This is a genomic window from Crenobacter caeni (assembly GCF_010435965.1).
GTDB classification, from domain to species: Bacteria; Pseudomonadota; Gammaproteobacteria; order Burkholderiales; family Chromobacteriaceae; genus Craterilacuibacter; species Craterilacuibacter caeni.
The window spans coordinates 1-13,500 of record NZ_JAAGAA010000008.1 but is presented as its reverse complement, the minus strand read 5'-3'; the positions used below and the strand labels follow the sequence as shown (position 1 = coordinate 13,500).

10 protein-coding genes are annotated in these 13,500 nt (G+C 63.8%); 3 read left to right on the top strand and 7 right to left on the bottom strand.

Annotated features, from left to right (window positions below; genetic code table 11):
• The first annotated feature begins 15 nt into the window (after positions 1–15).
• Positions 16–801, top strand: coding sequence for an enoyl-CoA hydratase/isomerase family protein (locus tag GZH52_RS10150; RefSeq protein WP_163316356.1), 786 nt, complete (start codon positions 16–18; stop codon positions 799–801).
• A 3-nt stretch (positions 802–804) separates the two neighbouring features.
• Positions 805–2,820, top strand: a complete 2,016-nt coding sequence (locus GZH52_RS10140) for a DUF454 family protein (RefSeq protein ID WP_203525712.1) — start codon at positions 805–807, stop codon at positions 2,818–2,820.
• Positions 2,821–2,874: 54 nt separating this feature from the next.
• Here GZH52_RS10140 and rpoS read toward each other — a convergent pair whose 3' ends face one another.
• The 4 genes from rpoS to GZH52_RS10120 form a co-directional block, all read right to left on the bottom strand.
• A complete protein-coding gene (gene rpoS / locus GZH52_RS10135) occupies positions 2,875–3,828 on the bottom strand; it encodes an RNA polymerase sigma factor RpoS (protein WP_163316355.1) in 954 nt (317 codons plus the stop codon).
• Positions 3,829–4,058: 230 nt separating this feature from the next.
• A complete protein-coding gene (locus GZH52_RS10130) occupies positions 4,059–4,910 on the bottom strand; it encodes an EpsD family peptidyl-prolyl cis-trans isomerase (RefSeq protein WP_163316354.1) in 852 nt (283 codons plus the stop codon).
• Positions 4,911–4,953: 43 nt separating this feature from the next.
• Positions 4,954–6,930 carry an asparagine synthase (glutamine-hydrolyzing) gene (gene asnB, locus GZH52_RS10125; protein WP_163316353.1) on the bottom strand — a complete coding sequence of 659 codons (1,977 nt, stop codon included), beginning with the start codon at positions 6,928–6,930 and terminating at the stop codon, positions 4,954–4,956.
• A 61-nt stretch (positions 6,931–6,991) separates the two neighbouring features.
• Positions 6,992–8,272: a nucleotide sugar dehydrogenase gene (locus tag GZH52_RS10120; RefSeq protein ID WP_163316352.1), complete on the bottom strand. Its 1,281-nt coding sequence runs from the start codon at positions 8,270–8,272 to the stop codon at positions 6,992–6,994.
• A 400-nt stretch (positions 8,273–8,672) separates the two neighbouring features.
• Between GZH52_RS10120 and GZH52_RS10115 the strand changes: the two genes are divergently transcribed.
• Positions 8,673–9,755, top strand: coding sequence for a hypothetical protein (locus tag GZH52_RS10115; RefSeq protein ID WP_163316351.1), 1,083 nt, complete (start codon positions 8,673–8,675; stop codon positions 9,753–9,755).
• Between the two features lie 25 nt (positions 9,756–9,780).
• On the opposite strand, the gene GZH52_RS10110 is transcribed toward GZH52_RS10115, so the two are convergent.
• Genes GZH52_RS10110 through GZH52_RS10100 form a run of 3 tightly spaced genes read right to left on the bottom strand, consistent with a single transcriptional unit; the run spans position 9,781 to position 13,364 of the window.
• A complete protein-coding gene (locus GZH52_RS10110; protein WP_163316350.1) occupies positions 9,781–11,310 on the bottom strand; it encodes a lipopolysaccharide biosynthesis protein in 1,530 nt (509 codons plus the stop codon).
• A gap of 1 nt (position 11,311) precedes the next feature.
• A complete protein-coding gene (locus GZH52_RS10105; protein ID WP_163316349.1) occupies positions 11,312–12,439 on the bottom strand; it encodes a glycosyltransferase family protein in 1,128 nt (375 codons plus the stop codon).
• Between the two features lies 1 nt (position 12,440).
• Entirely contained in the window at positions 12,441–13,364 is a 924-nt protein-coding gene (locus GZH52_RS10100; protein ID WP_203525711.1) for a hypothetical protein, read from the bottom strand.
• Positions 13,365–13,500 lie beyond the last annotated feature (136 nt).

Genomic DNA, 13,500 nt, shown 5'->3' with positions numbered 1-13,500 from the left:
ATAAAAGGAAAAACCATGAGCATGATCCGATTCGAGGTGTCCGCCGGCGTCGCGTCGCTGACGCTGGACAGGCCCGCCGCCTTCAACGCGCTTAACACCGCCGGCATCCTCGAGCTGTCGGCGATCGCCGCCGAACTCTCGCAGCGGCGCGACGTGCGCGCGGTGCTGATCACCGGCAGCGGCGACAAGGCGTTCTGCGCCGGCGGCGACGTGTCCACCTTCGTGCGCGAGGCCGACCGCGTCGGCACCTTGCTGCAGGAGATGACCGACCCGCTCAATATCGCCGTCGCCCGCCTGATGCGCCTCGATGCGCCGGTGATCGCCGCGGTCAACGGCGTGGCGGCCGGCGTCGGCCTGAGCCTGGTCGCACTGGCAGACCTAGCCATCGCCGCCGACAACGCGCGCTTCACCACCGCGTACACGCAGATCGGCTACACGCCGGACGGCGGCTCGAGCTGGCTGCTGCCCAGACTCGTCGGCCAGCGCCGCGCGATGGAGCTCTACCTGACCGGGCGCACGCTTTCCGCCGCCGAGGCGCTCGACTGGGGTCTGGTCAACCAGGTGGTCGCGCCCGAGGCGCTCGAGGACAGCGCGCGTAGCCTCGCCGAGCGCATCGCGCGCGGGCCGACCGGCGCCTACGGCAAAGTCAAGTCGCTGCTGCTTGAGACGCTGGCCAATCCGCTGGAAGCGCAACTCGCGCTGGAGGCACGCACCATCATCGCGCAGAGCCAGACCGGCGACGGCCGCGAAGGCGTGCGCGCCTTCGTCGAGAAGCGCGCGCCCGAGTTTCGCGGCGGCTAAGGCGTGCGCGCGGCCAGCAACACGCTGATGCGCGGCTTCTTCGCGCTCGCCGGCACGCTCGCGCTTTTCGCCGGCGTGCTCGGCGTGTTCCTGCCGCTGTTGCCGACCACGCCCTTCGTGCTGCTCGCCGCGTTCTGCTACGCGCGAAGTTCGCGCCGCGCGCACCGCTTCCTGCACGAAAACCGACTGACCGGCCCCATCCTTACCGAGTGGCAAACCCACCGCGCGATGCCACCCGGCGTCAAGCCGTGGGCAATCGCACTTACCCTCGCCTCGTTCACGGTCTCGATCACGCTGGTGCCGGCCACCGGCCACCGGTTGCTGCTCGGTGCCTTGCTGGTGCTGCTGCTGTGGCTGCTGTGGCGGGTGCCGGTGCGCGCGGACGCGCCCCGTGCCCAGCTGCCGGCGTGGCTGGCCGCACTCGCCGCGCCCATCGTGTCGCTTGCGCGCGACTTGAGGCCGGCCTACCTGCCGCCCTTGCTGGTTTACCTTGCCGCCGGCCTGCAGGGGATCACCGGCATCGTCGGTACCTTCTTCGTCAAGGAACAACTGGGGCTCTCCGCCGAGTTCCTCGCCGCGCTGGGCTTCTGGACGCTGGTGCCGTGGTCCTTGAAGATGCCGATCGGCCACCTGACCGACCTCTTGTGGCGCTACAAGGCCCTCTTGGTTTACCTCGGCGCGCTCTTGGTCGGCGCCAGCCTCACCATCATGGCGCTCTTGCTGGGCGAACCCGCGTACATGGCAGGGATCATGGCGCCCGCGCGCTGGTACGTGCTCGCCAGCCTGCTCGCGCCGACCGGCTACGTGCTGCAGGACGCGGTCGCCGACGCGATGACCGTCGAGGCGGTGCCGCATCTGCATTCGGACGGTACCCCCCGCAGCGAAAGCGAGACGCACGCGATGCACGCGACCGTGCAGACGCTGGGCCGCGTCGCGCTGATCGGCGGCACCGTGCTGGTGGCACTCGCCAATATGTGGATCTTCGACGGCGCCGACGCGCTGCCCGCGCCAGAGCGCGCAGCGCTCTACCGCGACGTCTACCTGGGCGCGCTGGCGATCCCGCTGGTTTCGGTGACGGGGGTGCTGATCGGCGCTCACCTCAAGCGCCGCACGCGCGCACGGGCGCTCAAGGCCGGCCTGTCGCTCTCCGACGCGCGCGCGCTCGCCGGCGACTTGCCCGGCAGCACGCGGCCGAACTGGCCGCTATTGGCGGGGAGCGCGCTGTTTGCCGCGTTCACGCTGGCGATGGGGCAGTCGGAGCTCGCCTACGCGCAGGAAATCGTGTTCGCCGGTTCGCTAGCGATCCTCGCCTGGCTGATGACGCGGCTCACCCGCGAGCAGGACAGGACGACGCGCGCGACGCTGTGGGGCACCGCGCTGGTGGTGTTCGCGTTTCGCGCGGCGCCGTCGCCCGGCGCCGGGGTGACCTGGTGGAGCATCGACGTGCTCGGCTTTGACGCGCAGTTCTTCGCGCTGCTCTCGCTGATCACCGGAGTGCTGACGCTCGCCGGCATGTTCGCGCTGCGCAGCTTCATGGGCCGGCACGGCATGGTGCGCATCGTGCTGACGCTGACCGCAGCCCAGGCGCTGCTGTCGCTGCCGACGCTCGCCATGAGCGTGGGGCTACACGAATGGACACAGCAGGTGACGGGCGGCGTCGTCGACGCGCGCTTTATCACCATCGTCGACACCGCCTTGTCCGGACCGTTCGGGCAGATCGCGATGATCCCGATGCTCGCGTGGATCGCCGCCAGCGCGCCACCCGAGCTGAAGGCGACCTATTTCGCGGTGATGGCGTCGTTCACCAACCTCGCGCTGTCGGCGTCCGACCTGCTGACCAAGGCGCTCAACCGCCACTACGTGCTCAGCCGCGAGGTGCGCGACGGTGCGGGCAAGTTGCTGACCGCCGCCGACTACTCGGCGCTCACCCCGCTGCTTGTCGCGACCCTCGCGCTGGGCGTGCTGCTGCCCGTGCTCGCCGTCGCGGTGGTGCGCCTGATGCGGCTGAGAACCGCATGAACGCAAACGGCCGCGCAAGCGCGGCCGTCGTCGATCGGATTTGCCCGTCCGCGCTCAGAACAGCATCTCTTTCTCGATGCCGTGCTGGCGCAGGAAACGGCGCAGCCGGTCCAGCCCCTCGAGCTGGATCTGCCGCACCCGCTCGCGCGTCAGCGCGAGCTCCTGTGCGAGCTCCTCCAGCGTCGCCGCCTCGCCGCCATCCAGCCCGTAGCGGCGCTGGATCACCAGCCGCTGCTTCTCGGGCAGCTGGGCGAGCCAGTCCTGCACGTAACGCTCGACGCGCTGGCCGTGCAGGCTGACGTCGGCGTCCTCGTGCTGCTCGTCGGGGATGGACTCGCCGACCGTCAGTTGCGGGTCGATGTCCAGCGGCGCGTCGAGCGAGGTCACCCGCTCGTTCAAGCCCAGCAGGCGGGACACCTCTTCCAGCGGGCGGCCGACTTCGGCGGCCACTTCCTCGGCGCTCGCCTCGCGCCCGAGCTTGGCCTCCAGCCTGCGCGACGCGCGCAGGCAGACGTTGAGCTCCTTCACCACATGCACAGGCAGGCGGATGGTACGCGACTGGTTCATGATCGCGCGCTCGATGCTCTGGCGGATCCACCAGGTCGCGTAGGTCGAGAAGCGGAAGCCGCGCTCGGGGTCGAACTTCTCCAGGGCGTGCATCAGGCCGAGGTTACCCTCCTCGACCAGGTCGAGCAGCGGCAGGCCGCGGTTGTGGTAGTGCTTGGCGATATTGACGACCAGCCGCAGGTTATGGCGAATCATCTTCTGGCGCGCCTCGAAGTCTCCTGCCACTACCTTGCGCGCGAGCTCGAGCTCTTCGTGCGGTTTGAGCAAGGCGCTACCGCCGATCTCGGTCAGGTAGATCTGCGTGACGTCCTCGGACAGGTAAAGCTCGCCTGCCTCCTTGCGCGTAGTCGCCTCTTCGGCCGGCTTGCCCTCTTCGGCGGCCTCGTCGATGACTTCCTCTTCGAGTTCCTGCACCTCGTCCAGATCGAATTCGTTTTGCATCGCCTCTTCCCCTTATTGTGATGTAAGCGACCTGCCCTGCCCTTCCCTGCTGATGGATCAAATCATACCCATCTAAAACATTTTCAATCAACAAAATAAATCAAACATCAATCGAACTGAGTTTAGTCATTTACGAAACAGTAACACAAATACTAATCCACTTTGATTTCAAGGCTAAAACTGCCCGTTCCTGCAGTACCGCCGTTGCCCGTATCCAACAGCCACAACGTTCAACGGGCCGCGCCGGGTGCCGACGCCAGGGTGCCGCCCAGTTCCGGAAATAGCGTGTACTCGACTGGCGAGTCCTTTTTCAGCTGCGCCAGCAAGCGGGAAACCTGTTGCTGCCGCTCACGCGAGAGCAGGAACTGCTCGATCTCGCCGGCCGCCTGTGCCTCTGCGCGCGGCGCCTGCTCGACACCGGCCACCCTCAACACAACCACCCTGTTACCCTCGGCCAGGGTCAGCGACTGGCCGGGCGCAAGCGCGGCCAGCTTCTCCAGCACCCCCAGCGGCACCTGTTCGGCGGCGACGGTGCCGGCCTCCGCGTTGAACGGCAGCTTGTGTTCCGACGCCCACTGCGCAAGTGACTGCAGGCTGCCGCCGCCGGCAAGCAGGCGATCCACCTCCTCGGCCACGCCCTTGCGGTTTTCCAGCGTCAGTTTCTGCAACTGGTAAAGTTTGCGCTGGGCAAACAGTGCCGGATTGTCCGCGTAGTAGCGGGCGACCTGTTCGGGCGTCGGCCGGGCCAGCTGCGCCACCTGCGTGTCCAGCCACGCCTTGGCCAGGATGTCCTGACGGGCATTGTCGAGCGCGAGCATGATTTTCGGATCCTGGTCGAGCTTGTCTGTTAGCGCGCGCTGCACCAGCAACTCCCGCTCGACCATACGCTTGAGCACCGCCTTCTGAACATCCTCGCCCTCGCCCGCCAGCCCCGCTGACAGGGTTGGCATCGCCGCGTTGAGCTGGTGGACGGTCAACTCCGTCTCGCCAACCCGGGCGGCGACTTGCGAGGCTGGTGCCTTTTTTTCTCCGCAGCCAGCCAGCGCCAGCACCACCGACAGGGCCAGCAGACTCCCTCTCAATCGCATTTTCTTCATTGATCGTTCATCTCCATCACAAGTGGGTTCAATCGGCATGAACGCTGCCGGTGCGGCTCGACAGCCACAACTGGAACATCAGCACGCACCATAATTGCAGCGGCCAGTGCCGACGGCCGCTCAGGTGCTCAAGCCAGGCGGAACGGACCCGACCAGCGTCGAAATAGCCCTCTGCACGCAGCCTGTGCTCATCCAGCAAACTCTCCGCCCATTCACGTAGCGGCCCCTTCAGCCACTCACCAACCGGCACGCTGAAACCCTGTTTGGGACGATCGACCAGCGCTTGCGGAACATGCCGGTACAAAAGTTGCCGCAAGATCCACTTGCCCTTGCCGTCACGGATCTTCATCGACATCGGCAGGCGCCACGCAAGCTCCGCCACACGGTGATCCAGCAGAGGGACCCGCGTCTCCAGACTGACCGCCATGGCCGCACGGTCGACCTTGACCAGCATGTCGTCCTGCAACGAAGCCTGGGCATCCACCAGCATCATCCATTCGGCGAAAGACAGGCCTGGCAGACCGGTTTGCTCCCGGTCGATTAGCACCAGGGGCTCCCGGCTGCCCAGCACCAGTTGGCCGGGCGACTTCCACAAGGACATCACGCCCCGATAGAGTTCGGCGGACGAGCGTGCCTCCAATGCGTCGGCGAGCTTGTGCATCTTGTCCCCTAGATGGACCATCCGCATGGACGCCGGCAGCAAAGGAGAGAGCCACTTGTTCATGGCATCCCAGCCCCCGACAGGCACGCCCACCATCCCGCTGGAGACCACCCCTCGCATCGGGCCAGGCAACCACTGCAAACGCCGGTTCACCTTCTGTGCCCACGGGTAGCGGTTGTAGCCGGCAAACAGTTCGTCCCCACCGTCGCCGGAGAGCGCAACGGTGACATGCGCACGGGCAAGTTGGGCGACAAGGTAGGTCGGAATCTGGGAGGGGTCGGCAAAAGGCTCGTCGTAGATCTGCGGCAGCGCTGGGATCAGCCGCAATGCGTCTTCAGGCTTGACCCTAAGCTCGGTGTGCTGGGTACCCAGGTGAGAGGCGATCGCGCGGGCGTGGGCAGCTTCGTCAAACGCAGCCTCGTCAAAACCGATGGTGAACGTCCTGACCGGCTGGCTGCTCTGAGACTGCATCAGCGCCACGACCAGCGACGAATCGATGCCACCCGACAAGAAGGCGCCGACGGGTACATCCGCCAGTTGCTGACCACGCACTGCCTCGGACAGGGTCTGCGCGAGCAAGTCGATAGCCTGTTCGTCCGTCCCGGCAAAGGGCGCGCGCCGGCCGGACTCGCTGACCGCCTCGAGCGACCAGTAGGGGAGCGGCTGGATCGAACGGGCGTCGTCGGACGTGCAGGCGTACGGGATGGTCAGCGAGCAGCCCGATCCTAGTTTTGATATCCCCTGATAGATCGAGAAGGGCGCCGGCACATGCCCGAAGCGCATCATCAGGGCCAAGGCATCTCGGTTGACCGGCGCCGAAAACGACGGGTGCGCTTCGATGGCCTTCAGTTCCGACGCAAAAAAGAACCGCCGTCCGTTCCAACCGTAGTAGAGGGGTTTCTCGCCGAAGCGGTCCCGTGCGAGTACCAGTGAACGTGTCTGCCGGTCCCATAGCGCCAGCGCAAACATGCCGACGCATTCGCGCAGCGTGGCCTCCACGCCCCAAGCTTCAAAACACGCGAGCAACGTCTCGGTATCGGAATGGCCGCGCCAGACAAAGCCGCAGCCTGCCAGCCGCGTCCTCAGTTCGAGGTGGTTGTAAATTTCACCGTTGAAGACGATGACGTAGCGCCCTGCGGCCGAAACCATGGGCTGGTGACCGGCGGGCGACAAGTCCAGGATGGACAGCCGGGCGTGGCCGAAGGCAACTCCTGCATCGGCATCCATCCATACGCCGGAATCGTCCGGGCCCCGGTGATCCAGCGCCTGAACCATGCCCCGAATGGCCGCCGTACTATCAGGGGACAGGCACTCCGGCTGGGTGAAGCCGACAATTCCACACATACGTCCTCCTGCTCCCATCTCGCGTAGAGGGGGCAACCAAAGATGAGCCGGTCACATCGCCTTACAAGCGCCACACGGAAAAACCGGCGTCGCCGAGCATGGCGGGGTCAAAAACGGATTTAACGTCGACGAAGACCCCGCCATGCACCAGCTTTTGGGAGAAGTCCGCCGCGCCCAAGGAGAGAAACTCCCGGTGCGCCACTGCGGCCACCAGCAACTGGACTTGCGGAACGTCCGACCACCGGCAGGTTTCGACGCGGTACTCGCGGATCACCTCATGCGGGTCGGCCAAGGGATCCACCACCTTCACGTCGACTCCGTAACTTTCAAGTTCGCTGACGATGTCGAACACCTTGGAATTGCGGATGTCGGAACAGTTTTCCTTGAAAGTCGCCCCCAGCACCAACGCCCGCGCGCCCTTCACGGGGAACCCTGCCGCGATCAGCCGCTTGACCGATTGCTCCACGATATATTTGCCCATGCCGTCATTGATACGACGGCCGGCGAGAATGATCTGGGGGTGGTAGCCGAGCATTTCCGCCTTGTGCGTCAGGTAATAGGGATCCACCCCGATGCAGTGCCCGCCGACCAAGCCGGGGCTGAAGCGCAGAAAATTCCACTTGGTGCCGGCGGCACGCAGCACTTCGGCCGTATCAATCCCGATCTTGCCAAAAATAATCGACAGCTCGTTCATGAAGGCGATGTTCAGGTCCCGCTGCGTGTTTTCGATCACCTTGCACGCCTCCGCCGTCTTGATCGAACTGCAACGGTGAACCCCCGGCTCGACGATCGATTCGTACAAGGCGGCCACCCTGTCCAGGGTCGGCCCGTCATCCCCCGACACGACCTTGATCACGTTGTGCAAGCGGTGGTCCTTGTCGCCAGGATTGATCCGTTCCGGGGAATAGCCGACATGGAAATCCTGCAACCAACGCAAGCCGGACGCCTTTTCAAGCTCGGGAATGCAGACTTCTTCGGTCGCGCCCGGATAGACGGTCGACTCGTAAATCACGATACAACCGGGCTTCATGTGACGACCGACTGCCCTACTCGCCAAGAGCAACGGGTTCAAGTCCGGAATGCGGGCGGCGTCCACCGGAGTCGGCACCGCGACGATGATGAAGTCGGCCTCGGCAAGCATGGCCGGATCGGACGTATACTCGGCAAGCCCTGCCGAGGCCATTTCCTCGTCGGATAACTCCCTGGACGGGTCCTGCCCCGCCCGGCAACTCATGACCTTGTCGGACAGCACATCAAAGCCGATGGTGCGCCTCGTCTGCCCGAAAGCAATCACCAGAGGCAAGCCGACATACCCCAAACCGACTACGGCGACCGTTTCCATCGCACTCCCTCTCAAATCCATGCCTGTGATTACGGCGCCCGGATCAAGCCAAGCACCGAAAGAAGCCAGCCAGTCTGCCTGCCGGTCTACCCGCGAGCAGCAGGAAACCCACCCCGCATGAGCGCGCAGCGCAAGCGCGCCACGTAGCAACCACTCCGGGTTTATTTCAATCCAAGACAACCCACTATGGGTTTTATTGATCCACCCCTTCGTAAAACCCTATGTCATGAACCCCTATCCGACAAGGACGTCCGCTCGACTTACGGCGATTAACAACAAAAACATAAATAAAATCAAAGCCTTTCAATGGTTTACACCTAGGACAGCATCCGCGATAGTGCATGCCTTCTAGCTACTTATGCGCAGCGGGCCGTCGCGTCCGGGTGCAGGAATGATGTGGATGCAGTCTAAGAATTTATTGCTGGCAATGTTGTTATCGTTCGCAGTGGCCGCCTGTGGAGGAGGTGGTGCAGCCGGGGCGTCCGGCCCGAATGACAGTGGGAACGCTTCCCCGCCTACCACGAGCACGCCCGACGGTGGTGGTAGCAACCCTGAAACCGGAGGCACCTATCCGGACGCGGGCGGTAGCGGAGAATCCGGCAGCGGTGGCGAGGAACCTACGCCGCCGGAAACGCTGCCGCCGATGACGGGCAATACTTTCGTCGCCTACGCGCCTTATGCGCCGGCAGTCGGTACGACAAATGTTTCAGTGGATCTTGGCGCGCATAAAAACACGCATGATTTCAGTGGGAACATTCCGTTCTTCAATCCTGAAATCGGCCGTTCAGACATCGCGACGATCAACGTCTGGAACTCCGCGACCGGGAGTGCCGAGCATGTAATGGGGCATAGCCTCACCGACGCGGGCGTCAGCGGCCGGGTTTTCAAACAGGACGGTTATACGGCAATCGGAGTAAAAGCCGGAGACGGGATTGTCGAGGAGAAACTGCGCACCCAAGTCAACGCATTTCCGATCCCGACCCGCAAGCATTTTGAATGGCAGATGAAGTTCAAGTTTGGCGGCCGCACGACGTCCACCCCGTGGCATATGGCACCGGTGAGCGAATCACCGGCGACCATCTGGCAATTCAAGACCTATGGCTTCGGGCCGCCGCTGCTGATGGCGGTCGATACCGACCCGGACAACGCAGGAAAACTCAGGCTGAGTTTCGCGGAACGCGTGAACCCCGACCTTGGCGGCAACAATATCGCGCTGTACCCGGGCGTTGACCCGAACCAGGAGCAAGACGTGCGCATCGAGGCGTATCTGGACGAGCGCACGCCGGCTCAAGGCGGCCGCGGCTTCTTCAAGATCACTGTCAACGGCAAGGTGGTTTTCAACAAGCAAATGCAGACCACGCAGACGGGTGCAACGTCGCCGTATAACTGGTCGATCGGCATGTACCTGTTTGCAAACACCAACCCGCTACCTTACGACAGGTTCATCTACTTCAAGACGGCAAGGCTGGTCGAGCTTTCGTAGACAGCTTGGAATAAAAGTCGGGAGGTCAGCGGCCTCCCGGTTTTGCACGCAAGCGAAAAACGCTGCGCCCGACCAATCCGTTGAAAAGGGCAAGTTCATCATCGCTGAAGGCCCTGCAAAGCAGGCAGGACAAGGCAAAACCTGTAAACGAAACAAGCGCCGTCACGACGATGTGCCACACCCCCGCCCCGGCAAACGGAGCAGACATGAAATAGGCGAACACGGCGGACGCCAGCATGCGCAGATAACCCGGTGCGTCAAACAAGAAACGCTTCCTGAGCGTCAGCATGAGCGTCAGCAGGCCGACAAAAACATAATTCGAATACAGGATGGCCGCCACGGTCGACCAGATGCCAAGCCCCAGTTCGTTGCACAGCCAGAATACAGCCAGCCCCAGAAGCGTCGGCCAAGACGCGTAAAAGCACAGCCGGCCTTCGTCGTTGACCATCGCGACGGTCTCGAGCAGTTGCCGCTGCGAAAACGGCAGCAGGAACAGCATCAAGCCGAACAGCAAGGGCCCAGTCCCTTTGACCTCTCCCCCTGACAAGTAAAGGACAACCGGGTCGCCCAACACCAGCGCCAGCACGAGCAAAGGCAGCAGCACGAACAGGTTGATCTTCCCCGCCAGATTCACCACAGACGAAAGCCCGGACTTCGAGTTCAGCCCGCTGGCCACCAGCTTCGGCTGCAGGATCGAAAAAAACAGCGTCGCAGGCAGGTAGCGGGCGACCATTTCCACTAGGTTCTTGATAAAGCCGAACAGCCCGGCCGCCTCCGGACCCATCACCTTTTGCAACAGCACGGTCAGTACGGTCACGCCGCTGGCCTGGGTCACCAGCGTCGAGAAGTACAGGTTGACACCCGCGCTCCACATCCTGCCCCAGCCAGGCTCACGCCAGTTCTGCCGGGCGCCGGTAGCGCGTTGGCTCAGGAACCGGCGCAGGCAGTACAAAGACCAGACCAGCGCCAGCGACGACGCAAGGATTTCGACCCAGATCACATGCAGCAATGAGACCTGCCCTAGTCCCCACAGGATCAACAGGCCGGCAAGCTGGGTCAGCAGTTTAAGCAGCAAGGCGACCCTGCTATCGCTTTGCCGCATGAGGATGCTGAAGGTCTGGTCACGGATCAGCCGGCACACGCCCTCCACCAGCATCAAGAGCAGCAGCCAGGCAAACGCCTGCCGGTACTCGGCCAGCCCCAGCCACTCGGTCACCCAGCCGATGAAAGCTGCCACCAGTAGGGAGAGCAGCAGGATATTGGCCGCGTACTGGCTGATTTGCCGGCGCAGGAACCGTCCCAGGGCCCGGTCCGGTGCATGCAGGACGAACTCGGGCAGGTAGCGGTAGCCGGCACCGTGCATGCCCATGTCAGCGAGGCTCAACATCAGCTCCATCGACGCGATCATGGCGACGTAGGCCCCATACTCGGACAGGCTCAGCGCGCGCACCATCACCATCAGCAGCAGGAAGGTGAGCGCGGCGGAGAGCAACTTGCCACCGGCAAAGTGCCAGGCATTCCGCTTGAGGACGTCCGCCGAATAAAACTGGGGCATGCTATTGCTCGCGCGCGCGCTGCCCCAGCGTGCCGTGCAAACCCGCCAGCAAGCGTTCAGCCACGCCGGCCACGCTGTGCAGTTCACGCACCGTCCTACGGCCACCTAGCGAGAGCCTGCGCCACAGCATCCCGTCGTCACGCAGGCACTTTACCGCCTCGACAAAGTCCTCAGCCTCGCGGCAGACCAGGCAGTTTTCACCGTCTTCCAGGTCGTAGTGTGCGCTGGGCGAGAGCACAGGTGTCCCGGCGTTCCATGCGTCGCCGATCAACCCCCAGTTGCTGGAAACTCCCGACGAGAATACGAAATAGGCCGAGGCAAGCTGCTGCATGGCGTCGCTGCGGCTACAGGACTTCAGGTAGCTGACCCGGTCCGGCCAGGCTTCCCGCAAGGCACGCAGGGCGTCTTCGCCTAGCCGGTCGGTCGCCGGGCCGATGATCCGTACCCGGATGTGCGGGTCGGCCGCCAGCAAGGCGCTGACATGGCGTTCGAGGTTGGCCGCGCCCTTGGGCTTGCTGATCGAGCCGATATAAATGCCGAGCGCCGGATCCCGTTCGGGTACCGGCCTGGCATCCGGCGGCGCCGGGTGAGGCCACGGCAGGTAGAACACCTGCCCGCCCAAGGGATGCCGGAATTTTCGATCGAACTCCTTGGGGTTCGAACAGGCCATGCCGTCGGTTCCCGCCATGACGCGCCGCGCGCGTAGCCAGATCGCAAGTGGCCGCAACGCCTCGACGCCCAGATACTGGCGGCGTGGCAACGGCAGTTGCTCGTCTGACAAGAATTCGTCATGCAGCAGGATGGGCACCGAGAACCGCTGCCTGACTTGCCGTGCCGCATGCATGTTCAGCGAAGTCGCACAAAAGATCAGGTCTGGCCGCTCCCGATCGGCCGATGCGAGCATCCTGTCTATGGCCGCCTGCGAAGTCAGCGGCGCGTCCAGCCGGAACACTTCGAGGTTTTTGCCTCGCTCGTGCTCAAGTGCGGCAACATGGCCTTTGAGGCGATCCTTACGGGACGCAAACACCGTGCACTTCACCTGCCCGCTTTGGCACAGTTGCTGCCAGACCATCGCCATCTCGTTCAAGCGCCAGTCGAACGCCGGGTAGATCGCCAGCACCTTGATCATGTCACCCCCCCATGCGGACCAGGGGCTGCTGGGGTGCCGCACTGACAATGGGCGACATGGCCGTAGCCGGCATCAGCCGCTCGACCAAGTCCCGCGTCGAGCGAATGTTCGTGGCGGAAGAGGCTCCGAACACCATGGATTCGACGTTCGGCAATTGGCCCAGCCAGCGGATCGCCTCTTCGGCGGGGATCGCACCTGACGCGAAAACCGACATCGCGACCGCCCTGAACCCGCCGCCGCGCAGCAAGCGCTCGTACTCGTCGACACCGCCGCACATACGAAAACCGATCTTGTTGATGTTGGAGCAGACGATCGGGTTCTCGACGCCGGCTTCGCGCAAGACCGGCAGCAAGGCCGGAAGGTTCATGGTGATAAAGCCCGGCTCGGCCCCGTAACGCTTCCTCACATGCTGGGAAAATACCCGGAAGGCGTCCTTAAAGCCCAGCCCGAGCAAGAGGTCGACCACCACGTTCTGAAGGAAGACCACCGGCGTATTCAGGCCCTCGAACATCTTCATCTCGGAGTCGATCAACAGCGTGGTGATGCCCTCGATGTCTTTGGTCGCCAGCGACTTGCCGCCACGCAAGGCAGCGTTCAACAGCCCTTCGCTAGGCAAGAAGCGCCGGATGGCGCCGACCATGCCGTCTTCGGTGACCGCATTCGCATACTTGTGTGCGTAAGGCATGCACGGATAGAACTGGTAGCTTGCGTAGCGGCTCGGGTTGGCCCGCATATGCCCGGCCACCTGGGCGATCCGGTCATGCGTCGTGCACATGAAGGTGCGGATACCCTGGTCGAACGCGCAGTCGAGCACGTCGATCACCGCGGAAATTTCCTGAAAGCGCATGCTCTGCGCGCGCGCCTTCTCTTCGGACATATGGTTGATGCCGAAGAACTGGTTGTCACCAAACAGTAACCTGTCCATACCCACCCCTCGCCGTATCTCTTCAGCCGAAAATGAAGCGCTTCTTCTTGGGCGCCACCACCGGCGCCCCGCTGGTCGTCGACGCGCCCTTGGCCGCGGGGCCCGCCCCCCACGCCCCCCCCCAGGGCGGGGGCCG

Coding starts and splice junctions, on each gene's coding strand:
- GZH52_RS10150 (WP_163316356.1), top strand. CDS start 16: ATGAGCATGATCCGATTCGAGGTGTCCGCCGGCGTCGCGTCGCTGACG.
- rpoS (WP_163316355.1), bottom strand. CDS start 3,828: ATGCAAAACGAATTCGATCTGGACGAGGTGCAGGAACTCGAAGAGGAA.
- asnB (WP_163316353.1), bottom strand. CDS start 6,930: ATGTGTGGAATTGTCGGCTTCACCCAGCCGGAGTGCCTGTCCCCTGAT.
- GZH52_RS10120 (WP_163316352.1), bottom strand. CDS start 8,272: ATGGAAACGGTCGCCGTAGTCGGTTTGGGGTATGTCGGCTTGCCTCTG.
- GZH52_RS10115 (WP_163316351.1), top strand. CDS start 8,673: ATGCAGTCTAAGAATTTATTGCTGGCAATGTTGTTATCGTTCGCAGTG.
- GZH52_RS10110 (WP_163316350.1), bottom strand. CDS start 11,310: ATGCCCCAGTTTTATTCGGCGGACGTCCTCAAGCGGAATGCCTGGCAC.
- GZH52_RS10105 (WP_163316349.1), bottom strand. CDS start 12,439: ATGATCAAGGTGCTGGCGATCTACCCGGCGTTCGACTGGCGCTTGAAC.
- GZH52_RS10100 (WP_203525711.1), bottom strand. CDS start 13,364: ATGGACAGGTTACTGTTTGGTGACAACCAGTTCTTCGGCATCAACCAT.